The 25,282-nt window shown below is 67.3% G+C and carries 25 protein-coding genes; 14 read left to right on the forward strand and 11 right to left on the reverse strand.

The features are described from left to right. Positions 1–442: 442 nt before the first annotated feature. The 3 genes from efeU (at position 443) to efeB (ending at position 3,812) form a co-directional block, all read left to right on the forward strand. The gene (efeU, locus tag ABEA50_RS24975) at positions 443–1,351 is read left to right on the forward strand and encodes an iron uptake transporter permease EfeU (protein WP_345498384.1); all 909 of its coding nucleotides are present in this window, start codon (positions 443–445) and stop codon (positions 1,349–1,351) included. Between the two features lie 12 nt (positions 1,352–1,363). After that, positions 1,364–2,494 (forward strand): iron uptake system protein EfeO, encoded by a 1,131-nt coding sequence (gene efeO / locus ABEA50_RS24980; RefSeq protein WP_345498386.1) that lies wholly within the window; start codon positions 1,364–1,366, stop codon positions 2,492–2,494. 73 nt (positions 2,495–2,567) lie between these two features. Beyond that, a complete protein-coding gene (gene efeB, locus ABEA50_RS24985; RefSeq protein WP_345498387.1) occupies positions 2,568–3,812 on the forward strand; it encodes an iron uptake transporter deferrochelatase/peroxidase subunit in 1,245 nt (414 codons plus the stop codon). Between the two features lie 506 nt (positions 3,813–4,318). Here the strand turns inward: efeB and murQ are convergent. The 5 genes from murQ to ABEA50_RS25010 all read right to left on the reverse strand — a co-directional run bounded on the left by murQ (position 4,319) and on the right by ABEA50_RS25010 (position 10,277). Beyond that, positions 4,319–5,227 carry an N-acetylmuramic acid 6-phosphate etherase gene (gene murQ, locus ABEA50_RS24990; RefSeq protein WP_345498388.1) on the reverse strand — a complete coding sequence of 303 codons (909 nt, stop codon included), beginning with the start codon at positions 5,225–5,227 and terminating at the stop codon, positions 4,319–4,321. Beyond that, the gene (locus tag ABEA50_RS24995; RefSeq protein ID WP_345498390.1) at positions 5,224–6,081 is read right to left on the reverse strand and encodes a MurR/RpiR family transcriptional regulator; all 858 of its coding nucleotides are present in this window, start codon (positions 6,079–6,081) and stop codon (positions 5,224–5,226) included. The genes murQ and ABEA50_RS24995 overlap by 4 nt, the downstream gene beginning before the upstream one ends. Then, positions 6,068–7,231, reverse strand: a complete 1,164-nt coding sequence (locus tag ABEA50_RS25000; RefSeq protein WP_345498391.1) for an anhydro-N-acetylmuramic acid kinase — start codon at positions 7,229–7,231, stop codon at positions 6,068–6,070. Before ABEA50_RS25000 ends, ABEA50_RS24995 begins: the two co-directional genes overlap by 14 nt. Continuing rightward, positions 7,231–8,763 carry a sodium:solute symporter gene (locus ABEA50_RS25005; protein ID WP_345498392.1) on the reverse strand — a complete coding sequence of 511 codons (1,533 nt, stop codon included), beginning with the start codon at positions 8,761–8,763 and terminating at the stop codon, positions 7,231–7,233. The genes ABEA50_RS25000 and ABEA50_RS25005 overlap by 1 nt, the downstream gene beginning before the upstream one ends. Positions 8,764–9,203: 440 nt before the next feature. Continuing rightward, positions 9,204–10,277: an N-acetylglucosamine kinase gene (locus tag ABEA50_RS25010; RefSeq protein ID WP_345498393.1), complete on the reverse strand. Its 1,074-nt coding sequence runs from the start codon at positions 10,275–10,277 to the stop codon at positions 9,204–9,206. Between the two features lie 197 nt (positions 10,278–10,474). Here ABEA50_RS25010 and ABEA50_RS25015 point away from each other — a divergent pair, with 197 nt between their 5' ends. The 3 genes from ABEA50_RS25015 to ABEA50_RS25025 all read left to right on the forward strand — a co-directional run bounded on the left by ABEA50_RS25015 (position 10,475) and on the right by ABEA50_RS25025 (position 12,858). Next, a complete protein-coding gene (locus tag ABEA50_RS25015) occupies positions 10,475–11,293 on the forward strand; it encodes a class I SAM-dependent methyltransferase (RefSeq protein WP_345498395.1) in 819 nt (272 codons plus the stop codon). Positions 11,294–11,557: 264 nt separating this feature from the next. Next, complete coding sequence (locus tag ABEA50_RS25020) at positions 11,558–12,187, forward strand: ammonium transporter (protein ID WP_345498396.1); 630 nt, start codon at positions 11,558–11,560, stop codon at positions 12,185–12,187. A gap of 17 nt (positions 12,188–12,204) precedes the next feature. Continuing rightward, positions 12,205–12,858 carry an ammonium transporter gene (locus tag ABEA50_RS25025; protein WP_345498397.1) on the forward strand — a complete coding sequence of 218 codons (654 nt, stop codon included), beginning with the start codon at positions 12,205–12,207 and terminating at the stop codon, positions 12,856–12,858. A 42-nt stretch (positions 12,859–12,900) separates the two neighbouring features. Here the strand turns inward: ABEA50_RS25025 and ABEA50_RS25030 are convergent, their stop codons facing one another. After that, positions 12,901–13,368, reverse strand: a complete 468-nt coding sequence (locus ABEA50_RS25030; protein ID WP_345498398.1) for a hypothetical protein — start codon at positions 13,366–13,368, stop codon at positions 12,901–12,903. Positions 13,369–13,496: 128 nt separating this feature from the next. Then, positions 13,497–14,303 carry a DUF1460 domain-containing protein gene (locus tag ABEA50_RS25035; RefSeq protein WP_345498399.1) on the reverse strand — a complete coding sequence of 269 codons (807 nt, stop codon included), beginning with the start codon at positions 14,301–14,303 and terminating at the stop codon, positions 13,497–13,499. 73 nt (positions 14,304–14,376) lie between these two features. Between ABEA50_RS25035 and ABEA50_RS25040 the strand changes: the two genes are divergently transcribed. Beyond that, positions 14,377–14,847, forward strand: coding sequence for an SDR family oxidoreductase (locus ABEA50_RS25040; protein WP_345498400.1), 471 nt, complete (start codon positions 14,377–14,379; stop codon positions 14,845–14,847). A 143-nt stretch (positions 14,848–14,990) separates the two neighbouring features. On the opposite strand, the gene ABEA50_RS25045 is transcribed toward ABEA50_RS25040, so the two are convergent. After that, complete coding sequence (locus tag ABEA50_RS25045; RefSeq protein ID WP_345498401.1) at positions 14,991–15,812, reverse strand: LLM class F420-dependent oxidoreductase; 822 nt, start codon at positions 15,810–15,812, stop codon at positions 14,991–14,993. Between the two features lie 195 nt (positions 15,813–16,007). Between ABEA50_RS25045 and ABEA50_RS25050 the strand changes: the two genes are divergently transcribed. Continuing rightward, the gene (locus ABEA50_RS25050; protein WP_345498402.1) at positions 16,008–16,208 is read left to right on the forward strand and encodes a hypothetical protein; all 201 of its coding nucleotides are present in this window, start codon (positions 16,008–16,010) and stop codon (positions 16,206–16,208) included. 36 nt (positions 16,209–16,244) lie between these two features. On the opposite strand, the gene ABEA50_RS25055 is transcribed toward ABEA50_RS25050, so the two are convergent. Beyond that, positions 16,245–16,898 carry a TetR/AcrR family transcriptional regulator gene (locus ABEA50_RS25055; RefSeq protein ID WP_345498404.1) on the reverse strand — a complete coding sequence of 218 codons (654 nt, stop codon included), beginning with the start codon at positions 16,896–16,898 and terminating at the stop codon, positions 16,245–16,247. A 225-nt stretch (positions 16,899–17,123) separates the two neighbouring features. On the opposite strand from ABEA50_RS25055, the gene ABEA50_RS25060 reads away from it, so the two are divergent. Further along, positions 17,124–18,038, forward strand: coding sequence for an oxygenase MpaB family protein (locus ABEA50_RS25060; RefSeq protein ID WP_345498406.1), 915 nt, complete (start codon positions 17,124–17,126; stop codon positions 18,036–18,038). A gap of 125 nt (positions 18,039–18,163) precedes the next feature. On the opposite strand, the gene ABEA50_RS25065 is transcribed toward ABEA50_RS25060, so the two are convergent. After that, entirely contained in the window at positions 18,164–18,742 is a 579-nt protein-coding gene (locus ABEA50_RS25065) for a GNAT family N-acetyltransferase (protein ID WP_345498408.1), read from the reverse strand. A gap of 84 nt (positions 18,743–18,826) precedes the next feature. After that, the gene (locus ABEA50_RS25070; RefSeq protein WP_345498784.1) at positions 18,827–19,771 is read right to left on the reverse strand and encodes an undecaprenyl-diphosphate phosphatase; all 945 of its coding nucleotides are present in this window, start codon (positions 19,769–19,771) and stop codon (positions 18,827–18,829) included. Positions 19,772–20,251: 480 nt separating this feature from the next. Here ABEA50_RS25070 and ABEA50_RS25075 point away from each other — a divergent pair, with 480 nt between their 5' ends. The 5 genes from ABEA50_RS25075 to ABEA50_RS25095 all read left to right on the forward strand — a co-directional run bounded on the left by ABEA50_RS25075 (position 20,252) and on the right by ABEA50_RS25095 (position 25,211). Next, the gene (locus tag ABEA50_RS25075; RefSeq protein ID WP_345498410.1) at positions 20,252–20,722 is read left to right on the forward strand and encodes a HipA N-terminal domain-containing protein; all 471 of its coding nucleotides are present in this window, start codon (positions 20,252–20,254) and stop codon (positions 20,720–20,722) included. A gap of 80 nt (positions 20,723–20,802) precedes the next feature. Further along, positions 20,803–22,002: a sensor histidine kinase gene (locus ABEA50_RS25080; protein WP_345498412.1), complete on the forward strand. Its 1,200-nt coding sequence runs from the start codon at positions 20,803–20,805 to the stop codon at positions 22,000–22,002. Beyond that, on the forward strand, positions 21,999–22,655 hold the full coding sequence (locus ABEA50_RS25085) for a response regulator transcription factor (protein ID WP_345498414.1): 657 nt from the start codon (positions 21,999–22,001) through the stop codon (positions 22,653–22,655). Before ABEA50_RS25080 ends, ABEA50_RS25085 begins: the two co-directional genes overlap by 4 nt. Before the next feature lie 267 nt (positions 22,656–22,922). Beyond that, the gene (locus ABEA50_RS25090) at positions 22,923–23,570 is read left to right on the forward strand and encodes a GPP34 family phosphoprotein (protein WP_345498415.1); all 648 of its coding nucleotides are present in this window, start codon (positions 22,923–22,925) and stop codon (positions 23,568–23,570) included. A gap of 39 nt (positions 23,571–23,609) precedes the next feature. Beyond that, positions 23,610–25,211: a carboxylesterase/lipase family protein gene (locus ABEA50_RS25095; RefSeq protein WP_345498416.1), complete on the forward strand. Its 1,602-nt coding sequence runs from the start codon at positions 23,610–23,612 to the stop codon at positions 25,209–25,211. Positions 25,212–25,282: the final 71 nt, after the last annotated feature.

The following is a 25,282-nucleotide window of genomic DNA, read 5'->3' on the forward strand; positions in this document are numbered from 1 at the left end:
TGGCGACCAGCGTCACTGCGACCTTGACCGAGCGCCCGGGCGACGCCGTCGAGCGCATCCACCCCGCGGCGGCTCGCATCGCGCCGGGGTTGGGCGGGGCGCGACGAAGGTTGCGTGTGGTGTGGTCGAGGGTGACATCGAGTTGCCCGACGTGTTGGCGGCGTGTGCGCTGGTGGCCGAGAGATCATCGAACCTGAACTGCGCGAGCAGTATTGCGGAAACCGCGCGTGGCAGTGATCGAGCGCTTGGCCGGAGCGTCGGCTCGTGCGGCGCGCTGGTTGCTGCCGCACGGCGATACGCTGCACCGATACAGATGTTGGCGGTGCTCCACGGCGGGACCGGACTGCCGCATCCGCGCTCGGCGCAATAACGTCCTATGTAAGAATAGCCTTGCCTTGCCGTACTGGGTGGGGTTGATTCTTGTCCGGTGGAGGTGTGCGTGGTGACGGTTCTGGCTTCCGTATCCACCGCGCCCTCGGTGGCCACGCAGATCTTCGGCAGCGGATTGATCGGCGTCCGCGAGGGCCTGGAGACCGGGATCGTGGTGATGATCCTCGTCGCGTTCCTGGTGAAGTCCGATCGGCGTTCGGCGCTGAAGTGGGTCGCGGGCGGTGTCGGCGCCGCGGTGGCGATGGTCGTGGCGATCTTTCTCGGCATTCATTACGGCACCTCGACGGTGTCGGGCATGGCCGCGGAGCTGATCGCCGGGTTGGCCTCGCTGGTCGCGGTCGTGATCGTCACCTGGATGGTGTTGTGGATGCGCACCGCGGCGCGCTCGATTTCCGGTGAGCTGCGCGCGGGGATGGAAAAAGCCGTCGCGGTCGGTCCTTTCGCGGTGCTCGCCCTGTCGTTCTTCGCGGTGGGTCGCGAGGGCGTCGAGACGGCGCTGCTCATGGTCGGGTACGCGGAGAACGCCGGGGGCAGTTCGTGGCCGCTGATCGGACTGCTGCTCGGGATTCTGATCGCCGCACTGCTGACGGTGTTGATGTACTTCGGCGCGGTGCGGATCAACTTCGCGGTGTTCTTCAAATACACCGGCGTGCTGCTCATCGTGGTCGCGGGCGGCATTCTCGCCTACGGCATTCGGGCCCTGCAGACCGCGGGCTGGCTGCCGGGATCGAGCACCCTCGCCTTCGACATCTCCTCCTGGTTCGACATGTCGAGCTGGTACGGCACCGTCGCGCAGGGGATCTTCAACTTCCGCGCCGATCCCACCCTGTTCCAGGCGATCGCCTGGCTGAGCTACGTGGTCGTGGTGCTTGTGCTGTTCCTGCGGCCGACCTCGGCGTCGAGGTCCGCCAAGGCGGGCACACCACCCGCTGCCGATCCCGCGGCAGTTCCGCACTCCTGAAAGGTTCCACCCATGCGCTCTACTGTCTTGGTGCTCACCGCAGCACTCGCGCTACCAGCACTGCTCGCCGCGTGCACCAGCAAGGACGCGGGCGGGGACGGCGCGATCACCGTCACCGCGGACGACTCGAACTGCGAGGTCGCCCGCGACACCGCCGCGACCGGCACCGCGACATTCGCCGTCACCAACAACGGCGCCAAGGTGACCGAGTTCTACGTCTACGGCACCGGTGACCGGGTGCTCGGTGAAGTGGAGAACATCGGGCCGGGAATCACCAGGCAGCTGATCGTCGCGTTGCCCGATCCCGGCACCTACCAAACCGCGTGCAAGCCGGGCATGGTCGGCAACGGCATCCGGCACGACTTCACCGTCACCGGGCAGGCGCAACAGCGCGATCAGGACAGCAAGCTCGCCGAGGCGTCCTCCGGTTACAAGCGCTACCTGCAAAGCCAGGTCACCGCGTTGCGGGATACTACGAAAATGTTCGTCGACGCGGTCAAGTCGGGGGACATCGAGGCGGCCAAACGGCAATACCCGGTGACCCGCACCTATTACGAGCGCATCGAACCGGTCGCCGAATCCTTCCCCGACGATCTCGACCCACGGATAGATCTGCGCGAAGCCGACCTCGCCGAGGGGGAGAAGTGGACCGGGTTCCACCGCTTGGAGAAGGACCTGTGGACCCAGGGCCTTCAGCCCGACACGAACAAGGTCGCCGATCAACTCGTCGCGGATATCGATGAGTTGGTCGACGGCGTGAACGCCGACGACTTCACCATCGACCCGATCCAGGTCGCCGGTGGCGCGCAGGGCTTGCTCGACGAGATCGCGCGCACCAAGATCACCGGCGAGGAGGACCTGTTCTCGCACACCGACCTCTGGGACTTCCAGGCCAATGTCGACGGCTCCCAGGCCGCCGTGGCCAGCATTCGCCCGATCCTGGATGAACGAAACCCCGACCTCGGCAAGCAGATCGATCAGCAGTTCGCCGGGCTCAATACCGAGTTGTCGCAGTACATCGCTGGCGACGGGCACGTCAGCTACGACACCGTGACCGAGCCGCAGCGCGCGTCGCTGGCACGGCGGATCGACGCGCTGTCGGCGGTGGTCAGTCAGGTGCAGGGCGTTGTCGCAGGAGCCTGATGCTGGGGGCACAGGTACCTCGGAACCTGTTGCCGCCGAGCCTGGTTCGCGCAACCGGCCGGACCGAGGCGGGGTGTCGCGGCGCGGGTGGTTGGGCACCGCGGGTGTCGGTGTTGTCGCGGCGGGAGCCGGGGTTGTCGCGGGTCGCGCGTCGCGGTCGGGCGGTTCGGCCTCGGAGTCGGCCGGTGCCTTCGCCTTTCGTGGTGAGCACCAAGCCGGGATCGTCACACCCGCCCAAGACCGCCTGCACTTCGCGGCATTCGACGTGCACACCGAAACCCGTGCTGAGCTGATCGAACTGCTCCGCACCTGGACCGCCATGGCCGAACGGATGACCGGCGGGCAGGAGACGACCGAGAATGGTGCCGTCGGCGACGGGCAGTACAAGCCGCCGAGCGACACGGGCGAAGCACTCGATCTCGGTCCTTCCGGCCTGACACTGACCATCGGCTTCGGCCCTTCGCTGTTCACGACCGCCGAAGGTGTCGACCGGTTCGCCATCGCGGCACGCAAACCGGCGGCGCTGGCCGACCTGCCGAAGTTCAGTGGTGACGCACTCGAGGCGGCACGCTCCGGCGGTGACCTCGCCATCCAGGCGTGTGCGGACGACCCGCAGGTCGCGGTGCACGCCATCCGCAACCTCGCGCGGGTCGGCTTCGGCAAGGTGTCGGTGCGGTGGTCGCAACTCGGCTTCGGTCGCACCTCCTCGACCTCGACCAGTCAGACGACGCCGCGAAACCTGTTGGGGTTCAAGGACGGAACCCGCAACATCAAGGCCGAGGACGAAACCGAGGTCGATCGGTCGGTCTGGGTCGACGGCCACGACGATCAGGCGTGGATGGCGGGCGGCTCCTACCTGGTGGCTCGCAAGATTCGGATGCTGATCGAGCCGTGGGACCGCGCGACACTGCACGAACAGGAGCGGGTGATCGGCCGCGCCAAGGGGTCCGGGGCGCCGCTGGGTGGCTCCGAGGAATTCGATGAGCCGGATTTCGCCGCCGCGGGTGCGTCGGGACCGCTGATCGATCGCGACGCCCACGTGCGATTGGCCTCGGCCGAGGAGCTGAACGGCATCCAGATCCTGCGTCGCGGCTACAATTTCACCGAGGGTTCCGACGGTTTCGGCCATCTCGACGCGGGACTGTTCTTCATCGCCTACTGCCGCGACCCGCAACGCCAATTCGTGCCGATGCAACGCAATCTCGCGCGCAATGATGCGCTCAACGAGTACATCAAGCACGTCGGCTCGGCGGTCTTCGCGGTGCCGCCGGGATTGGGACCGGAGGATTACTGGGGTTCGAGCTTGTTCGCGCCGTGAGAACGCGCCGTGTCCGCGGCGGCTGATCCCGGCCAGGGGCAAGGAGCCGTCCAGACCCTCGGTCGATACGCGAAGGCTGGTGCGAGCCAACAGCGTCGCCCTGGTCTGCGCCCGGGACTTCACGAGCATGCACGCCGAGTGCTTCGGTCGGCTGAAACGGGCGGCACCCATTAGCTGGTCGTGACTCGGCGATAGTGGTGATGTGAGCGAATCCTGTCGCGATACCTTTCGGAAAAGACCGACTGTCGACGGGCGCCTGCGCGAGCTTTGGGCAGAGTATGCGTGGCCGTGCCCGATCAGCATGTGGTGTCTTTCGGATGGTTACGCATCACCGGCCACCGCGGGTCCGCGGGTCCGCGGGTCCGCGGGTCCGCGGGTCCGCGGGTCGAGCCGCTCGATCAGCGAATCGTTAGGTCGGACATCGGAACTCGGGCAAGTGGCTGAGCGACCGGTTCTGCGGACACCGCTCGCATTGCCGCCCAGCGACCGGCTGACGACATGGCTTTCTAGTGCGGTGCGACGCGAATTGCCGCGCGCACAAAGCCGTTCGCCTCCGATAGGCGCTGCTGCGCGGTGGCCGCGTCCACTCCGGCCAACTCCATGACGATCGCGGTCTTCGCGTGCCCGTCCGCCGCTTTCAACAGCGCGGCGGCGGCGGTGGCGTCGACGCCTGTGGCCTCGGCGATGATGCGGTGGGCGCGGTCGACGAGTTTGGCGTTGGTGGGGGTCATGTCGACCATCAGGTTGCCGAAGACCCTGCCGGAGCGGATCATCGTCGCGGTCGAGAGCATATTGCAGACGAGCTTTTGCGCGGTGCCTGCCTTGAGCCGGGTGGATCCGGTCAAAACCTCTGGGCCGGTGTCGATTTCGATGCCCACGTCGGCATGCTCGGTGAGTAGGGCTTGCCGGTTACAAGAAACCGATACCGTCGATGCGCCGACCGAGCGTGCGTGGTCGAGGGCGCCGACGGCGTACGGGGTGCGACCGCTCGCCGCCAGTGCCACAACGACATCGGCGGGGCCCACGTCGATCGCCGTCAGATCGGCGGCGGCGCGGTCCGGCTCGTCCTCTGCGCCCTCCACCGCTTGGACGAAGGCTCGCTCGCCGCCAGCGATGAGTCCGATCACCTCGCCTGCTTCGGTACCGAAGGTCGGCGGGCATTCGACCGCGTCCAGTACGCCGAGCCTTCCGCTGGTGCCAGCGCCGACGTAGATCAGTCTGCCGCCGCGTCGCCTGGCCGCGACGATCAACTCCACCGCGGCCGCGATATCCGCAATCGCCTGCGCCACCGCCGAAGCGACGGTCGCGTCCTCGGCATTCATGATCCGCAGCAGTTCGGCCACCGGTAGCGAGTCCAGGTCGACCGTGCGCGGATTCGATCGTTCCGTCGACAGTGCGCCGATCTCGCCGCTCACTCGTTTCGCCTCCGTTGCGCCACCGCGTCGTAGGTTCGGCGCAGAGCCTTCGGCGCCGAGGGTGTCCGCTGTAGGACACCGATGTAGAGGGTATCGACCACCAGTAACTGGCTCATCCTGCTCGCCATCGCGGCGGAACGGAAACCGTCCTCACGACCGGCCACCAGCACCGTATGTTCGGCTGCCCGTGCGAGTTTCGATCCGGAGCCGCCGGTGACGGCCACCGTTGTCGCGCCCTCGTGTGCCGCGCGGCGCACCGCTTCGGCTACGGCGGCGGTCTGTCCGGAGTAGGAGAACGCCACCAGCACATCGCCCGGTTGCAGCAGGCTCGCGTGCACCAATGCGTCGTCCTCCGAGGTGGCGACACCGCACCACAGGCCGATCCGATTCAGCTTCTGCGCCATGTCCATGGCGACCAGGCCGGATGCGCCGACGCCGATCAGCTCCACCCTGCGCGCGGCGACCAGCGCGGCGACGACGGCCGCCATGGTCTCCGGATCGGCGAGTCGCTCGGTCGCCAGCATGCCTTCGGTCTCGAAGACGGTGAGCTTGTGCAGAACTTTAGCCAGCGCTTCGTCGGCGGTGATGTCGGTGGCGAATACCGGGGTTCGTTGCTCGGTGCCGGTCGCGGCCAGTGCCAGGCGCAGCTGTGGGTAGCCCTCATAGCCAAGGCTTTTCGCCAATCGCACGACCGCGGAGGTGCTGGTTTCGGCGCGTTCGGCGAGCTCGCTGACGGTGAGTTGCGCCGCGCCGGAGGGATCGTCGCGGACGATGACCGCGACTCTGGACGCGGCGGGCGACAGCTGTGGTAATGCCGCGAGCAGCCGTGCGCGCACATCGTCATGCCTGGCCATGGCCTACCACCGTCAGTTGTCGGGGCGCGACGCTTGGTCGCTCGGTTCGGGGAAAGCCGTTGACGCCAGGGGTAATCGCGCCCAGCACGCTTGCCTCGCGTGCTCCGGTACACCCCGGGTCGGTGCCATCGAGCCCGTGCACGGTGAGGAACCCGAGCACGGCGAACGCGGCGGCCTCTTTCGCGGCCGACGGCAGGCCGAGTTCGTCCGAGGTGCGCAGCTTCGCGTGTCCCAGTCGCTCGCGCAGCATCGTCAGCAAGGTCGGATTGCGGGTGCCGCCACCGGAGGCGATCACCTCGGTGGGGGAGTGCGTGGCGAGTGCGTCGGCGATGGTGTGCGCGGTCAACGCGGTCAGAGTCGCCACGAGGTCGTCGGGATCGATGGGCGGTAAGCGTTCGAGATAAGCGGCGTTGAACAGCTCTTTGCCGGTGGTCTTCGGCGACGGCTTGCGGTAATACGGTTCGGCGAGCAGGGTTTTCAACAACGAGTCGTCGACGGTTCCGCGCGCGGCCCGCGTGCCGTCGTGGTCGAAGAACTCGGTGCCCGCGCTGAGGCGTTCGACCGCCGCATCGATCAGCGCGTTGCCGGGGCCGGTGTCGAAAGCGGACGGATGATCGCCGGTCACGGTCACATTGGCGATGCCGCCGATGTTCAGTCCTGCCGTGTGCCCCTGGCGACCGTTGAGCCACAACAGATCGAACAAACCGACCAGCGGCGCCCCCTGCCCGCCCGCCGCGATATCGCGGGCGCGAAAATCGCTGACCACCGCGAGTCCGGTGCGCTGCGCGATCCAGGCGGGTTGGCCCAATTGTAAGGTGCCCAATGCCGCGCCCTCGGCGACCCAGTGAAAGACGGTCTGCCCATGCGAGGCGATGAGTTCCGCTGTGCCGTCGAAGAATTCGTTGTTCGCCGCTTCGGCTGTCGCGGCGAACTCTTGTCCGATCGCGGTGTCGAGTCGGCATACCGCGCCGATGTCTGTCGTATTCGGTGGCAGTGTCGCGAGCAGTTGCGCGCGCAAGGTAGCGGGGTAAGGGCGGCTGAGCATGCCCGCGATCGCTACGTCGAGAGTGTCCGCGCGCTGGACGATATCCGCTGCCACCGCGTCGATCGCGTCGTGCGAGGTCCCCGACATCAGCCCGATGACGCGCATCAGGCCGCCACCTCGACCGGTTCCTTCGGCGGTGTCGGCGCCGGTGCGGGATGGAAGCGGCTGGTGAGTCCGCCGACCACCAGTGTCACCAGCACGCCGATCGGCACCAACCACTGTGCCGCAATAGCTTTGGACGTGGTCGCACCGGCGACGGTGACGTCGATCTTCACCACTCGCACCACCAGCGTCATCACGATCACCGTCACCACGAACGCCACCACGGCGTCGAACTGGTTGGCGCGTGACACAAGCCGTCCGAGCAGGAAGGCTCCGAGCAGGGCGCCGTAGGTGTATCCGGCGATGGCCAGTGCGGTGAGGTACACATTGCCCGTGGTTGCGCTGAAGCCCATCGCGAACACCGCCATCAGTACCGCCCACACCAGCGTCATGATCCTGGCTAGTTTCAGCAGGGTGTCGTCGGCGATTTCCTTGCGGGTGAAGCTGCGGATGATGTCGGCGACGGTCGAATTGGCCATCGAATTCAGTGCCGAGGACAGCGAACCCATGGCGGCGCCGAGGATTCCGGCGACCAGCAGCCCGGAGATCACCACGGGCAGGCCGTGCAGGATGAAGTTCGGGTACAGGTCATCGGAGCTGGACAGGCCGAGTTCCTTCGGGCTCTTGCCGCCGTTGTACGACCACAGCAGTGCGCCGACCAGGGAGAACGCCGCGAACTGGATGGCGACGAAAATGCCGGACCCGATCATCGCCTTCTGGCTGTCGCGCAAGGACCTGGTAGCCAGGATGCGTTGCACGATCAGCTGATCCGAGCCGTGCGAGGCCATCGCGAAGATCGCGCCGCCGATGATGGCGGTGGGTAACGCGAAGCTGTTGGTGAGGATGTGCGCGAGACCGAAGTCGGTGTCGAACACGCGGAACTTGTCGCTGTGCAGGGCATCCGACCAGCCCGACGCTCCGACGTGGCCGGTGAGCACGCAGATGGCGACGATCGCACCGACGAGGTAGAGCCCCATCTGTACCGCGTCGGTCCAGATGACGGCCTTGATGCCGCCGAGGTAGGTGTAGACGACGGTCAACAGCGTGAGCACGACGATGATCACGCCGTAACCGATATCGAGGCCGAACTCGCTGAGCAGCAACTTGATCGGAATGGCGGAGGCGAACAGCCGCACACCTTCGGCGAGCAATCGGGTGAACACGAACGTAATCGAGGCCACCCCCTGCAGGTATCGGCCGAACCGCAGTTCGAGGTACTGGTAGGCGCTGACGAAGCCGCCCCGCTTGTAGAGCGGGATCAGCACGATCGCCACGACGGTGCGTCCGATGATGTAGCCCAGCGCCAACTCGACATTGCCGAAGCCCTGATCGGTATAGGCTCCGCCGGGAATGGAGATGACGGTGAGCACGGAGGTCTCGGTGGCGATGACCGAGAAACACACTGTCCACCAAGGCATTCGGCCTTCGCCGACGAAGTAGTCGCGGCTGGATTTCTGTTTGCCCGACAGGCGTAGACCGATCCACGCGATGACCACCAGGTAGACAACGATGACGGCGAGATTGAGTGCGTTCATCGCAACTCCTGGGTGACGCGGCGAGCGGGTTGCAAGATAGTGTCAGGCTTCAAGGTAATGCTGTCAATAGTTGTCAACGGGTGGTTCGGCCTGCGCGCGAGACCATGGTCGTGACGGGCGGGATTCCCACCGCCCGCGGCGTCGGCCACCGAAGGTGGTGCTTGCCGCAGGCGACCTGGTTCGGAGGGATTTCACGGTGACGGTCGCGAGTCACCACGCGAACCAGGCCCGGTCTTTCGTGTGCGGTTCGCCGACGGATCGGGTTCGGCGCCCGTAGGTGCCTGTGCCAGATGTGGTTTCCTCGCTCAGCTCCCCCTCGGCGCCGCGAAAGCCGGACTGCCGACGACGGCTACCTCCGCACCGGAGCCCGCGCAGTCGCCACGGATCGGCAGCGCGCGGCGCCCGGATCGGTCGAGCCCGCGCGGGGCGGCATCGCAGCCCTAACCGGGGGTCGATACCCGTGTCAGCAGTGGCTCGAAAACCGTTGTCGGATCCAGTGCCAGCAGCGCGGCACCGTCGATCGGATCACCGAAGGGTGTTCGACGCTCGACCGCGCCGGCGGTCGCGGTATCGAGCGGATCGAGCAGTGCCGCGCCGAGACCGACGAGGCCGCCGACAATCGCATACGGCACCGGTCGTGGGAGTCCTGCGCGTTCGATCGCGGTCAGTACCGTGCGGGCGAGCGCCTGCCCCGCCGTGGCCGTGATGTGCGCGGCGACCGCGTCGGTCGCGGCGCAGGCGGCGACCGTCGGTGCGAACCGTGCCGCCACGGAAGCCGGACTAGCTTGTGCTCCCAGGTATCTCGGCAGTTCGTCGACCGAAACTCGGTAACGCTCGCCCACCTTCCCTGTCAGCTCGGTGACCGGCCCGCGCCCGTCGTGGGCGCGCAGTACGGCGCGCAGGCCCTCGAGCCCGATCCATCCGCCGCTGCCCTCGTCGCCGAGCAGCGGTCCCCACCCGTCGACCCTGGTGAAATTCCCCGCGGTGTCGATCGCGGTCGCGACGACACCGGTGCCCATCGCGAGGACGACACCGCACGCGCCGCCGAGGGCACCCGCGTGCGCGGTGACCGCGTCGGAGGTGACCGCGACCTGCCGCACGCCCTCGATCTCGCCCAGTTCTCGCGCGAGTTGTCGCGCGGCGTCCGGTGCCGAGGCGGCACCCGCCGCGCCGACCGACACCGTGAGATCGCCCGTGCGTGCCGCGATTCGATCGATCACCGTTCGGACCGCGCGTGCCGCCGCGGCGACACCCCCGGTATTCGCGAGGCCGGGCGCCCCTTCGGCTTCGACGAGAACCGCCTGCTCGCCGTCGACCCGCAGTGACCCGCGACAACCCGTCTTGCCGAGATCGACCGCGAGCACCGGGGTCACGGCATGGCCGCGCAGTGGCTCGACACGATCCGGTTGTTTCCTCGCGTGGGTGCGGGCAGGAACTCCAGCAGGCGCTCGGTAGCCGGGCTCGCGACCACCGGTGCTGGCCGAGTGGTGGTCTCGAACCGCGCTGTCGCGCACGGTCCGCACCGGTCGTCGACGCGTCGGCGCGCTTGTCCGTAGGGGATCACGTTGTCATTGGTACCCGCTCGGCACCAGTTCTGGCAGCGGGTTGTTTCTGAACGGCATTCAGAATTTGCGGGGTGGGCCCCGCTGTCCAGTCTTGACCACCGATCGAAAGTGACTTAGGTTAGCCTAAGTCAATGGGAGAGAGTGGAATGAATCGAGAAGATGTTCAGCTGGGGGATGTGCAAGAAACCCTGCTCATTCCGCTCTACGGTCGCGCGCGGGACGCCAAGGCGCGCAAGCCCATCCTCGGTGACGCCACCTCGGTCGAGTTGGTCGCGCAGATCGACTACGACTTCACCAAGTTCACCGGGCCCTCGCTGGCGGGTTCGGTGCTCCGTACCGCCATGTTCGACGCCTGGGTGCGCGAGTTCCTCGACCAGCACCCCGCCGGCACGGTGATCGAGCTCGGCGCCGGCCTCAACAACCGCTCCAGCCGACTCGACAACGGCACGGCGCACTGGTTCGATCTCGACCTGCCCGACACGATGGCGTTGCGCCGCAAGTTCTTCGACGACTCCGAGCGCACCACCATGATCGCGGGCTCGGTACTCGACACCGACTGGTTCGAGCAGGTCGCCGCCACCGGTGGACCGTACTTCTTCGTGAGCGAAGCCGTGCTGCTGTACTTGGGCGAAGCCGAGGTGCGCACCGTCATCGAGCAGATCGCGGCCGGGTTCCCCGGTCACCGGATGTCCTTCGATACCGGTGGTCGCGCCATGATGAACAACCAGGACCGCAACGCGGTCTTCAAAGCGCTGCCCGCGCGCATGACCTGGATCTGCGACGACCCGCACGACCTCGAAGCGTGGGGGCTGCGGTTGCTCGACAGTCGCACCTTCGCCACCCCACAGCCGGGTCTCGCCGACAACTGGCCGTGGCGTTACAAATACGGCATGCCGATCATGGCGCGACTGGTGCCGCCGGTGATCAAGAGCTACAAGCTCAACCTCTTCGATCTCCCCGGCTGAGATTGCGAGTCGACCGGTCGGTATTGCGTTGGCCAACAACGTAATACCGCGAATTCGGTGGATTCGCAGACGGCATCCGCCGTTTTCCTGTGCCGCGCCCGTGCTGTCGGTAGGGTATGACGTAGCGAACTACTCGAATCTTCCCCGCCACACCGCTTTACCCTCCGCGCACCCCGACCCCACCGTCGCCGATGACGTTCGGCCGATGCCCGCCCACCGCCGGCGGTCATGCGAGCACGGCTTTTTCGAGGAACGGATGCACCCATGCAGATTCGACATCTGGTCACTACGTCGGCACTCGCCCTCGCGTTGGTCTCGCTCGCGGTCACACCCGCGCACGCCGAGCCCGCGCCACCAACGATCCAGTTCACGACAGCGCTCGCCGGTTCGACGATCGAGACCTCTTTGGTGGGCGGTACTTTCGCGGTCGCCAAGGACGGCGCGAGCGTCGCGGTAGCCGACCGCGCCGGTCATCCGGTGCTCACCCTCCCGCTGTCGTTGCGGCTCGACGGCTCCGAGCGACCGTTCGACTACGTCGTGGATCACGACGCGACGGTGCTGCGCCTCACGCCGCGTCTCGAGCCCGCCGACATCGCACGCGCGCCAGTCACTCCCGTGGCCTCGCCGCAGGAAAACCTCGACGCGCAACTGGCGGTCGCCGGGCAACTGGGTTTGGCGAATGTGCTCGGCGCCTTCGCGGGATTCGTCGTGGGCGCCACATTCGGATGCCTGGTCGCGCTCGCCCTGGGCTGCCTGCCCGGCGCGGTGCCGCTCGCCGGTGTGGGGTCGGTTATCGGCACGCTGCTCGTCGGCGGGCCCGCACTGGTGATCGGCGTCATCGACCTGATCACCACGTTCAACGCACCACCGGGGACCACCCGATTCGCTCGATGACACCAGGGGAGTAGCTCATGTTCCTGCGAAAGCTCACCGCCACAGCGGCATTCGCCGTCGGCGCGATGATAGTCGCCTCCGGAAGTTCCGCCGCGCAACCCGTGCGAAGTATCGAATACCGGTCGCACGTGGTGAACAACGCCGTGGTGACCACGCTCGACGGCGGATTCTTCCGCGCGCACGCCGACGGCAGTGTCGTCGATATCGAAGACCGCACCGGGGCAAAGATTCTCACCCTGCCGCTGGCATTTCAGGTGGACAATGTGAGCCATCCCTACGACTTTCAGGTGTCCGACGACGCGACCACCCTGGAACTGCGGCCGGACCTGTCGGAGGCGAAGGCGCGACCGGTGATTCGACCGGTCGCCTCGGGTGCCGAAAACGGCCTTGCACTCCAGCAATTCGGCGCACAGGTCGGCATCGCCGGGACGATCGGCGGATTCACCGGCGGCCTGATCGGTGCGACGATCGGTTTGGTGCTCGGCTTCGTCGGCGGTATCCCCGCCGGGCCAGCGGCTCTCCTGACCGCACTCGGTGGCGTCGGCCTCGGTAGCCTGATCGGCACGGTCGTCGGGACGATCGCCGTCGGCGGTCCCGCGATAGTGGTCGCGGGCGTCGAATTGATCAGGACATTGGCCGCACCACCGGGGAGCACGATGTGGGCGAATTAGTCCACCAGTAGCACGCGGACCGGAGCATGGCCGGGGAGAAGCTCAACTGTCCTGGTAGACCCTGCGTTCGCATTCTTCGAAGTCGGTGCCTTCGTTGAAGCAATCCGCGAGTCCACTCTGGACATCGCCGCTGGTGGGAGGTTCGCCGCAGAGAAGGCCGCAGCGGCGGTAGTCGGGGACCTCGCTGCCGTCGGGCCAGCGACAGCCGTCGGAGCCGCAGGTGTAGCCGCGGTCGTTGGGGTCGTGGCCCATCGGGCTGGCCGAATAGGACCACACGTAGGAGTCCGTGCCCTGCACGCGGCTGCAATAGACGGTGCGGCCGGAGTCCACAGTGGCGGTCGCTCCGGGGTTTTCGCAGTAGTCGTTCAAGCCGACCACCGCTGTGGGTTGCGCCGAGGAGCCGGTATCGATCGACGGCGCCGCGGTAGCCGGGGCGATGACCGCGCACAGGATCGTCGCCGCGCCGAGGGCGGCGGTGCGCACACGAGCGGGAGTACTCGGTCCAAGCATCACTGTTCCCCTTCTCGTGGAGATTCAGGCGTGGAGGTTCGTCGCCGAGCGGGATCAACGGTACGCCGAGATCGCTCGACTCGTCGCGGGTTCGCTCGCACACGCGTCGGGACCTCCTGACCCGAGGTTCAGGAGGGGCGCAGCACGACGATGCCGGGGGTGGTCCGCACATACTCGGCGAACGAGGAGTCGACCACCTGCTCGTTGGCGGCCAACGACGAGGCGTTGCGGAAGACGGGCCCCTCGGGTGTCTGCACGAAGATGCCGACGTGGGTGACGTCGAGGCCGGGTCGATCGGCGTAGGCGCCGATGTAGTCACCGGTACGCAGCTGACCGATCACAGTCTCGTCCACGGCGTCGGCCGGCAGATACGTGACATCGCGGTCGACCACCGGAAGTCCCGGAAGATAGTTGCTCCCATCGGCTTTCGCGTTCAAGTGGGTGGTGACGGTGGTAGCGGCCGGGCTCAGCGAGCCGGTGATGTCGGCGGCGGCGATGCGCGGGGTGTGCGCCCAGTCGGTGAAGAAGTGTTTGCGGTGGGCGAAATCGACGACGCCGTCGGCGTACCTGGTCTGGATGAGATTCGCGATGAACTCGTCGCGGGTGGTCGACCGGCGCAGCGCCTCCACGTCATCGAGGTAGGTGAAGCAATCGACCCGACGAAAGTCGATGACCAACTGTTCGGGTTCGGTGGTGGAGCCGATGAGCGTATCCGCGACATACGGGGTGCCGAGGAAGGGGCGCGAGAGCTGTTCGATCAACTCGCCCGTGCTCGCATCGCCCGCCGCGGCGCGGGTGGCCGACAGGCTGTCGATCTTGGCGGCGGTGAACTCGTCGATGGTCGCGGAGTCCGGTGCGGCGGAAGCCGTCAGCGCAGGAGTCATGGCGCAGGCACAGGCAAGCACGACCAACAGCAGACGAACGAACTTGCGCACGGGCCCTCCTCGACACGATCAGCGGTCGAGGCCGAGCATACGGCGGGTCGGTGCCGCGTGTGGAGCGCGGGAGATGGTCGAAGAGGTGCTCGCGGCCGATCCGCGGCTGGACGTGCTCGTCAACAACGTCGTCGGCGGCGAAGCGTCCGGCGCCGACCTCGTCGACCCCTTCGGCGGTTCGGCCGAAGCCTGGGATCACGTGCTCGGGCTGAATCTCCTCGCCGCGGTGGAGACGACGCGGGCCGCACTGCCAGCGCTGACGCGGTCACGAGGCGCCGTCGTCAACACCGGCTCCTCCTCGGCCCGCGATCCGCGCGGGGTGCCGCTGTCCTACGCGGCGACGAAGGCCGGACTCGACGCCTTTCCCGAGGGCTGGCGGAAAAGGGTGCGGAACAGGGCGTTCGGGTCGATGTCGTTACCCCCGGCTCCACCCGCACCCCGATGCTCACGGGCGCGGACGGCTACGTCGGCAGGCTCTCGGCGGAGATCGCCGTCGACCAGGAAACCGTGGTCGCGGCCATGCCGGAACAGTCGGGAATGGTGACCGGCAAGCTGATCGAACCGGACGAGATCGCTCGCGCGGTGCTCCTGCTGGCCCGCCGACGATGCCCAGCGCGGTCGGCTCGCACTGGGTCGTCGACGGCGCAGCGCTCGAGACCCCGTGAACGCGTCTGTGTTCGGTGCCAGCTACGCCGCGTACCGTTGCGCCAGTTCGGCGAACTCGTCCAGCTTGCGCAGCGCATCGGCTTCCGGGTGCGTGGGTAGCGAGAGGGTTACGCGTTCCACTCCCGCCTCGGCATACGCGTCGAGGACCGTGGGATCCGCCGGTACCGGACACGCCGTGACGGGAATGTCGCGGCCGTCGAGCACGGCGAGTTGCTCGGCGACTTCGGTGGCCGAGGTGACGCCGTTGGGAATCCAACCGACGCCGTGTCGTGCCGCGCGCTCGGCTGCGGCGTTCGCTCCACCGATGTAGATCGGCGGATGTGGCCGCTGAATCGGCTTGGGCCACGCGTAGAGCGGGTCGAAATCGATGAATTCGCCGTGGTATTCGGCCAGTTCGTCGGTCCAGATCGCGCGGATGGCCGCCAGTTGCTCGTCCAGCAACGCGCCTCGTGTGCGCGGATCGGTGCCGTGATCGGCCATCTCCTCGCGATTCCAGCCGACACCGGCGCCGAACACCGCGCGGCCCCCGGACAGATGGTCGAGCGAAGCGACCTCCTTCGCGGTATGGATGACGTCGCGCTGGATGAGCAAGGTGACGGCGGTGCCGAGCAGTAGCCGCTCGGTCACCGCGGCGATCGCGCCCAGCGCGACGAAAGGATCGAGCGTCCGAAAGTACTGACGGGGGAGCTCACCGCCGCGGGGATACGGCGACTTGCGGCTGGCGGGAATGTGCGAATGCTCGGCGAGGAACAGTGATTCGAAGCCGCGCTCCTCCAGCGCGCGGCCCAGCGCCGCGGCGCCGATTGCCTCATCGGTCACGAACGTATTGATTCCGATCTTCATGTGAGGGCGAACTCGTTGCTCGCGACGAAATATTCCAGGCGTCGATTCGAGCGTGTCCGCCGTCTTCGGCGTGTCCGGTGCGTCCGGTGCGTCACTGAAGCCGCTTTCAGGTCGCTTCAGGCTGTCTTCAGCGAAGCCTTGCGAACGTTGTCCCTGTTCGAGGTCGTAACCAGACGACGAAAGGGTGATCGGCACATGGATCAGACAGTGCGCATCGGCGGGCAGCCGTATCGGGTGATCGGCAAGGCGCGGCTGGCGGTGGCTTCGCGTGCCTGCTACGGCAAGCACCGGTTCACCTTGCAGCGAGTCTCGGACGGCTCGTTGTGGACAGCCTTCGGCGCCCGGCTCTCCCCGGCGTCGCAGATGCTGAAGTGCGGGAGTGCGCGCGTCCGGTAATCGAGGGCGGCCGCGCTGGCCGCGTGTGGGGCGGCGTTACCGCGAGTCGCCCCACATGCTGGCGATCCAGATGGCCCTGGTCGCGTCCATCAGGCGTTCGGCCGAGAGGGGTTGGGGGGCTGTGGATTTCTCGGCCAGTGCCCACTTCTCGGTCAGCGTCCAGACGGTGAGGCCGACGAGCGCGTGGGTGAGGGCGGGGGTGTCGACGGTGGCGGGCGCGGCGTGACCGTTGTCGCGCAGGGTGGCGATGAAGGTGGCCAGCTTGCCGGAGAGGTTGGCGAGGAAGGTGTCCCACAGGTCGCTCAATTGCGGGTCGGACGGGCGCGCTTGCAGGCAGGCGTTGAGCAGTGCGCCGTGGCGTTCCCAGACGACGACAGCGTCGTCGATCATCCGAATGGTGAAGGGCGCGGGTGGTTCCTGGAAGTCGTAGTCGGCCAATTCGGCGGTCGCCGTGTCGAGTTCGGTCCACACCTGTTCCAGCGCCGCGGCGACGACCGCGTATTTGGATTCGAAGTAGAAGTAGAACGCCTGTCGCCCGACCCCGGCTTGCCTGGCGATGCTGGTGACCGAGAGTTCGGCGATCGAGGTCGTCTCGAGCAGGTCGACCACCGCGTCGATGATGCGGCCGCGTTGTTGGTCGCCTCGGCTCGGCGGTCGGCGATCGCCGACGACGGCGCGGGTCCGATTCATCCGCACATCCTCTCCTGCCGTGTCGTGTCGCGCGACGGTCGACGGTTCAGACTACCCGCTATTGACAGTATGTCAGATTTACCTGACACTATGTCAGACATCTCGACGCGTAATCCCCGGTTCGCCGGACGCCGCGCCGTGCTGCGACGACATCGATGACACGGGCGGCCACCCGCCGAGGCATGCCGTCGCGACCGCCCCCACACCTCGAGCTCGGAGACCGCCATGACCCCCGCATCCGCATACGGCGACTGCCGCTTCATGACCGGCCGCGCGATGACCCGCCGCATCGCCGCACTCGACCCTGTCATCGACCACGAGGAGATCACCCATCTCAGTACCGGTGTTCGGTACGGCGATCCGTTGTTCGTGCACGCCGCCTACACCATTGCCTTCGCCAGGCAGGTCGCGATTCCGTCGATCTCGCGCATCGTCTACCGGGCCGGTACCGGCGACATGATGCGCAACGTGCGCCAGCGCAACAGCGATACCCTGCTGTTCTTCGGTGAGATGCTGCGCAACGGCCACAGCAGCGCGCACGGTCGCGCCGTGATCGACCGGATGGAACAGATTCACGCGCGCTTCGGCATCACCGACGACGACAAGCTCTACACGCTCGGCTCGCTCGCCTTCGAAGCCGACCGCATCCTCGCGAGCCTGGATCTCGACGTGTTCACCGGCGCCGAACGGCTCGCGCGCTACCTGTTCTGGCGCGGCGTGGGAGAACGCATGGGGCTGGATGTCCCCGCGACGCGGGCGGAATTCTTCGCGTGGACCCTGGATTACGAACGCCGCCACTACGCGAGCACCGAGGGTGGGCAGGCGCTGGTCGCGCAGTTGCTCGTCGACTGGGAACAGCGCTGGTTTCCTCCCCGGCTGCGGCGCTTCGCCGCCCCGGTGATGCTCGCGCTGCTCGACGAGCCGCTGCGCGCCGTGCACCGGTTGCCTGATCCGCCGAAATACGTGTCCGCCAACATTTCTCGCGTCGTGCGGCCGTACCTCGCCGTCGCGGCGGCGCGTCCGCACAACCCGAATCGCTCCTGGTCGGATTACTTCGGTGCCGCGCACCGGCGGCCACTGAATGTCGAAACGCTCGGACATCGCGCACCGTCAACCCACGAGCAGGCCGAATCCGTCTGACCGACAACGCTTTTAGTTGTGCCGCCGGGATGTCCGGCTCGACGTGCGCGCTGCGGCAACGAGGGATCGGCGGAATCGGCGCGAATGCTGTCGCTGGCGATGACAGCCGTCGCGCGAGGGGGCACTCAGGTCGGCGTGACCGGCCGGACTCGCTGACGGTGTGCGTGCCATTCCGGTGCCAGCACCGACCAGATCTCCATATCGTGCCGCTTTCCGTCGCGCGCGATGTGCTCGCGTAAAACGCCGTCCCTGGTCATACCGAGCCGTCGTGCCACCGCGATGCTCGGCGTGTTCGCCGAGGCGGCCAGCCATTCCACCCGGTGGAAGCCGCGTTCGGTGATGATCCAATCGATGATCGTGGTGGCGGCGCGCGTCACCAGCCCTCGCCCCACCGCCGAGGGCTCCAACCAGCAGCCCGCTTCGGCGTTGCCATGCCGCGCGTCCATCGTCCGGAACAGGACGCCGCCGACCAGCGTGCTGTCGAGCCGAATCCCATAGAGCCGCCCGGTATCCGCGGCGGCCTTCTCGGCATAATCCAACAGGTAGTTTCGGCTGGAGTCGACGTCGGTCACGACATCCGGGATCGCCACATAGGGCGTGACGAACTCGCGGGATCGGTCGATGTGCGCGAGAAATTCCTCGGCTTGCCACGGCTCCAATGGACCAAGGTGCGCACCGTCCGCACCCAATGACACCGAAAACATCTGGCCTCCTCACCGCCGCCGATCGCGTGCTCCACCACGATTCACGCGCGCGTGCCCGCGCGCCACTGTTTTTCGGTGGCGCGCTCAACCGAAGTGCAGGATGGACACCCCGCCGACGAGCAGGCAGTAGAACGCGAAGGGCAGCAGCGTGCGGGTCTGGAAGTAGCGTTCCAGGTAGCGCACCGTCAGCCAGGAGGAAACCCCGGAGATCACGGAGCCGAACAAGACCGGGCCGCGAATACCCTCGGTCGCCGGGCCCACCAGTTCCGGGAGTTCCAGCAGGCCCGCGCCGAGGATCGCCGGGGTGGCCAACAGGAACGCGAATTTGGCCGCGTGCTCGTGTTCCAGTCCGCGCCACAGGCCGCCGACCATGGTGAGTCCCGAACGGCTGAATCCGGTGAGCAGCGCGCCGGTTTGGGTGAAACCGATGCCGATGGCGTCGCGGACTCCCAGTGCGGTCAGCGGGCGATCGGAACGTGTCAGCGGCACTCGTTCGGCGGTCAACGTGGCGCCGCGTGCCTGACGTAGCGCGAATCTGCGCCCGTATTGGGCCAGTGTCGGCGCGTTGCGGCGGCGAAATCGCTCGCCGAGCAGCAGCACGACGCCGTTGAGGGACAGGAACACACTCGCGTAGATCGGCGCGGCGAACACCGCGTGCAGCGGGTGCTGCACCAAGGGGCCGAGCGTGGCAACGGGCAGGGTCGCCACGACGATCAACCACGCCAGTCGCTGCGGAATCGTCTCGGTACGCCGAGTGCGCAGCAAGTCGACGAATCCGGCGGCTATCGCGTACCAATCACGCCGGTAATGACACAGCAGCGCTACCGCTGTCGCCACATGCAACGCGACGACAAATGCCAGATACGGTGTGCCCGACTGCGACTCGTCGTGCTCGATCAACCCCCGCCAGTCCCCACCGAGCCACTCGGCCAGCAACACCGAATGGCCGAGACTCGAAATCGGGAAGAGTTCGGTAGCACCCTGCACCGCGCCGATCACGGCGGCCTGAAAGTAGGTGAGCACAGTGATGAGTCTTGCACGCGCACAACGCAAGTCCCGAAAGCGGCGAATGCGCTATATGCCGGAATCGACTGTCGCACAGTGAATTCGGTCTCAGTGGTGTGGTCTCGAGTTGTCAGGCGGGTTGTTCTGGCGTATGTCTGGCGAAGTGTCGAGCCGAGTTCGGTTCTCGGTTCTCGCGTCGTTGTCCCGCTGTACTCGGCCAAGGCCCGTGGCGGGATATGCCCTGCGAGCTCGTGTGTGGGTAGCGCGGCGGTGTTCGGTGGTGCTGTGGCCGACGGCGGCGGCAGCTCATCGGTCGCCTCGAGTCCGGAAGTCCACATGGCGAGATCGGTCGCGTCATCCAGATCGCGAGCGCGTTGGGTTTGCGTCTCGTCGCCGAGCCCCGGCCGCGCCGCGCCGCCGCATCTCGCGAACAGCAGGCGATCCAGAACGCTTTCGCCCGCATTCGGGGCGAAGACCGTTCGATCCCACCGACGACGGAGCCGCATGCCTGATCTGATCGTGGTCCTCAACGGTGTTCCAGCAGGGGTGATTACACACGTCTCCGGGCGTCCACGCTTCACCTACGTCGATGACTACGCCGCCGACTTCGAGGCGACACCATTGTCATTGTCGATGCCGCTGGCGGTAGCGCGAGGCTACGACCATCGGGTCACCGCACCATGGCTGGCGAACCTTTTACCTGACGACGCCAATGTGCGAGAACGACTCGCCAGGGACTTCGGAGCGCGCGCCGACAGTGCGACCGCACTGCTCGAACACATAGGTCGTGATTGCGCGGGGGCGGTGCAGTTGGTGGCGCCGAGCGAGATCAGCGATGTCGTGTCGCGGCCAGGGAGTCTGGAACCAGTCACAGTAACTTCCGGGCGCTTTCGCGATCGCGAAGTCGAGTACCACCATGAGCTGAGTCGGGCGGGGACAATGGCCCCGTGTGGCTTGGGTCGAGCCAACCGTTGAGTAAGGCTGGGGCTCCAGGGTCGGCCAGTCGTGGGCCCCTTTGGTCGCGGAGCCGATCGACTTTGGTCTATGGCTGCGCGGTGGCTGTGCGCCCTACGCTGCAACGCGTGTTGCATCCTGTCGTCTCGGTCGCGGACCCGGCTCGTCGGTCATCGCGGTGGCTCGTCGTGCTGGTGCTGACGTGTGCGGCGCTGACGGCGTTGACGCTGTTCGGTGAGATCCAGTCGGGCAGCGGGGGCGATCGGCTGTGGCTCGACGTCGTCGTGGGTTTCCTGGCCTGCGGGGTGTTGGCGGGTGTCGAGCGCTGGCCGCGTGCGGTGACGCTGACCTTGGCGGGGCTGGCCGCTGTCGCGTGGCCGGTGACGGCGCCGTCCACCGCGGTGGTGATCGTGGTCGCGCGGCGCCAACCGCCCGCGGTGGTCGCCGTGGCGGCGACGGCGGGGGTGGTCGGCCACGCCGTGTACGGACTGTGGCGGCCGATCCCCGAACTGCCGTACTACTGGTGGCTGCTGCTGGTGGTGCTGACCTACGCGGCGCTGGTGGGCTGGGGATTGTTGGTCAGGGCGCGACATGCGCTGATCGACTCGTTGCGCGAGCGCGCCCGGCGAGCCGAGTCCGAGCAAGGCCGACGGGTCGCGGAAGCGCGGGCGGCCGAGCGTGCCGCACTGGCCAGGGAGATGCACGATGTGCTCGCGCACCGGCTCTCCCTGGTCGCGACATACGCGGGCGCGCTGGAGTACCGGGAAGACATGACATCACAACAGGTTTCGTCGGCGGCGGGGGTAATTCGCTCCGGTGTGCACCAAGCGCTCGGCGAATTGCGGGACGTGATCGCCGTGCTGCGCGCCGACGACGAGTCGCCCGATCGTCCCCAGCCGGGTCTCACCGAATTGGCCGAGCTGATCACGCAGGCGCGCGCCGCGAATCTCGTCGTGGAACTGGACGATCGGGTCATCGACAAGGAGTCCGTGCCCGCCGCCGTCGCGCGCACCGGATACCGCGTGGTGCAGGAAGGGCTGACCAACGCGCGCAAACACGCTGCGGGAGCACCGGTTCGGGTCGTCGTGGCCGGTGCGCCGGGCGCCGGGTTGTCGATCGAGGTCAGTAACCCGACGATCGCCGAAGGCAGCACGCACCCGGGGCTCGCGTCGCTGCCCGGTACCGGAACCGGGTTGGTCGGCCTGACCGAGCGCGCCCGGCTCACCGGCGGCACACTCGACCACGAATTGACCGAGACCGGCGAATTCCGCATGCGTGCTTCGCTACCCTGGCCCGGGTGAGTAGCGGTGTCCGGGTCCTGATCGTCGACGACGACGCGCTGGTGCGCACCGGATTGACCCTCATGCTCCACGGCGCGTCCGAGATCAGCGTCGTCGGTGCCGCCGCCGACGGCGACGCCGCACTGGTTGCCGTCGCCGCGCACGCCCCCGACGTGGTGCTCATGGACATCCAGATGCCGGTGATGGACGGCGTCACCGCCACCGCCCGCCTGCGTGCTCGTGGTGCGAACCCGCCCGCCGTCATCGTGCTCACCACCTTCGACACCGACGAGAACATCCTGCGCGCGTTGCACGCGGGTGCGGACGGTTTCCTGCTCAAGGACACTCCACCGCCTGAGATCGTGGCGGCCATCCACCGTGTCGCGGCGGGGGATCCGATCCTGTCGCCCCAGGTGACCCGCAAGTTGATGGACAAGGTCACCGCCGACGCCGGTGGTTTCGAGCGGGCGCGGACGACGTTCGCCCGCCTGAGCGCCCGCGAACTCGAGGTGGCGTTGGCGATCGCGTCCGGCAAACCGAACGCCGAGATCGCGGCCGAGCTCTATATGAGCGTGGCGACCGTCAAGGCGCACGTCTCGCATATCCTCACCAAGCTCGAGGTGGACAATCGCACGCAGATCGCCTTGGCGGCGCACGATGCCGGGTTGGCGTGAGTGATCGCCCCGGCGCGTGCCTCCATCGCGGGCCCGGCCACCGCCAACCGGCCTCGGCGGTGCGTGATATCGGTTGGCGTGGGTGGTGGCGTACGCACGTTCCGGCCGGGTGTTCAGCCACCGGCGTGCGTGCTGGTGAGAAGCCAGTTGCGCTGCGCTCACGAATCCGCGTGCCGACCCTTCGGCCGTCGCTGACCTACCGAAGTCGCACTCGCTATCGACTTTGTGCCGAAGACCAGGTGCCGCCCGGTTTTCGATGATCGGTGCATGACGGATTCACTGCCGACGAAAGCACTGCTGCTCGCTTACCGCACCGATACCAGCCGGGTGCGGGACCGGCGGCGCGTCGGGTATCTCGTACGCGCCGCCGCGTTGGCGGAACTGTTGGCGCGCGGGCTGGTCCGTGATGTCGGAGGTCGAGTCGAGGCGGTCGCGAACGGGGCGAGCACGGGCGAACCCCTGCTCGACGACACCCTGACGAACATTCGCGCCGCTGCGCCGCGCACCTGGCGACACTGGGTCGGTAAACGTCCCGTAGCCGCGCTGGGTCTGGTGGAGGCGGCACTGATCGCCGAAGGCGTACTGGTCAGCGTGCCCATGCGGGTCATTCCGTTGCCGCACAAGGTGGTTGGTGCCCGCGCGGGTGCGCGTCTCGCGCGAACACACGCCGCCGTCGACGCGGTGGTGCGCGCGCGGCGCGACCGAGGGCCGGTCGATTCGGACGACGCGGTGCTCGCCGCGCTCGCGGCCGCCGCGCGACTGCGGCATGTGCTGTCGAGGAAAGACCGTCGACGGCATCGAGCGCGCCTGGATCTGGTTGCCGCGCAGGCGCGGCCGGTGGTTTCCGCACTGGAGTCCACGGTGCGTCGCAAGGCGTGGGCGCGCGCGGCGATGCTCGGCGGTCAGCACGGCTGACGGCCCCCGCGATTGGACACTCGACGAGAAGAGTTGATCATGAAGAGGAAATGGCGTGTGCCGCTTGCCCTGATGGCGACCGCGGCGATCGTCGGCGCGGCCGGGTGCGAGGCCACGGCAGCGCCCGAAGGCACGGATGATCCCGCCGTGGTACGCACCGAGGGCGGCCTGCTGCGTGGATCCGTGCGCGAGGGGTTACGCGAATTCCAGGCGGTCCCGTACGCGGCGCCGCCGGTCGGCGCGTTGCGCTGGCAGAACCCGCGACCCGCCGCGCCGTGGCAAGGTGAGCGCGACGCCACGCGACCGCCACCCGCGTGTGCGCAAGGTCCCGGCGTGGCATTGCGCGGTCCCGCCGCCGAGGATTGCCTCTACCTGAACGTCACGGCACCCGCCGGCGGTGCGGATCGCAAACCGGTGGTGCTGTGGATTCACGGCGGCGCGTTCCAGACCGGCACCGGTGCCAGCATGGACGCCGAGCCCATGGCGCGTCGCGGTGACGTGGTGGTGGTGACGATCAACTACCGGCTCGGCATGTTCGGCTTCTTCGGTTTGCCGGGATTGCCCGGCTCCGGCACATTCGGGCTCAGCGACCAACAATCCGCGATGGCCTGGGTGCGTCGTAATATCGCTGCTTTCCACGGTGATTCGAGCAATGTGACGATCGCGGGCCAGTCCTCGGGCGCGATGAGCAACTGCGCGCACCTCACCTCGCCCACCGCCGCCGGGTTGTTCGACAAGGTGGTGATGCAGAGCGGGTCGTGCGCGGTGAGCTGGTTGACGAACTTCGGTGAACGACACAAGCCCGAGGGGCGGGTGTTCCTTCCGCTGGACGAGGTGGCCGAGACCGGACGACGCACCGCCACGGATCTGGGGTGCGTCGGCGCGGAATCGACCATCGTCGACTGTCTGCGCGGCTTGCCGGTGGACAAGCTGAGACCCGTGCTCAACACCTTCTCCGATCCCGCGTTCGGCACGCCCGTCCTGCCGAGTGATCCGAGTGCGGCGTTGCACGCGGGACGGTTCGCACCGGTTCCGGTGCTGTCGGGCAATACGCGCGACGAGGCGACCTTCGAAACCGTGTACTACGACTACCCCGACCCCATCACCGAGCAGGACTACGACGCCGTGCTCAGCGAGACATTCGGTGCTCGTCGTGCCGCGGTGGAAACCGAATACCCGCGCTCCGCCTATGGTTCGGCCGCCTTGGCGTTCGCCGCCATCGTCACCGACCGTAAGTGGGCGTGCCCGCAGGAGCACACCGCACGCGACTTGGCGGCACGCACCACCGTCTACGAGTACGAGTTCGCTGATCCCAACCCGCCGTCGATCCTGCCGCCGCCACTGGGTATGCCGCTGCGCGCCTACCACTCCTCGGACGTGCTGTCGTTGTTCGATCTCGTGGGTGTTTCCGCCACCTTTACTCCTGAGCAGCAACGGCTTTCGGACCTGATGATCGATTACTGGACCGGTTTCGCGAGAACCGGCGATCCGAACGGTCCCGATCGCCCGAAGTGGCCAGCGTTTCGCGCCGACGCGAACCCGCCGCACACCCAGGCGCTGGCTCCCGGACGCGACGGCGTGGCGCGCGTGAATCTCGCCGAGACGCACCATTGTGCTTTCTGGTCCGGTGCCGGGCAGTGAGGTCGCTGATGATGGCGCTGGCGAGCTTGCTGTACGCCGGACCACGCGGTAGTTCGGACGCGGGCGGTCGA

Source organism: Nocardia callitridis, from assembly GCF_039543305.1.
Lineage (GTDB): Bacteria > Actinomycetota > Actinomycetes > Mycobacteriales > Mycobacteriaceae > Nocardia > Nocardia callitridis.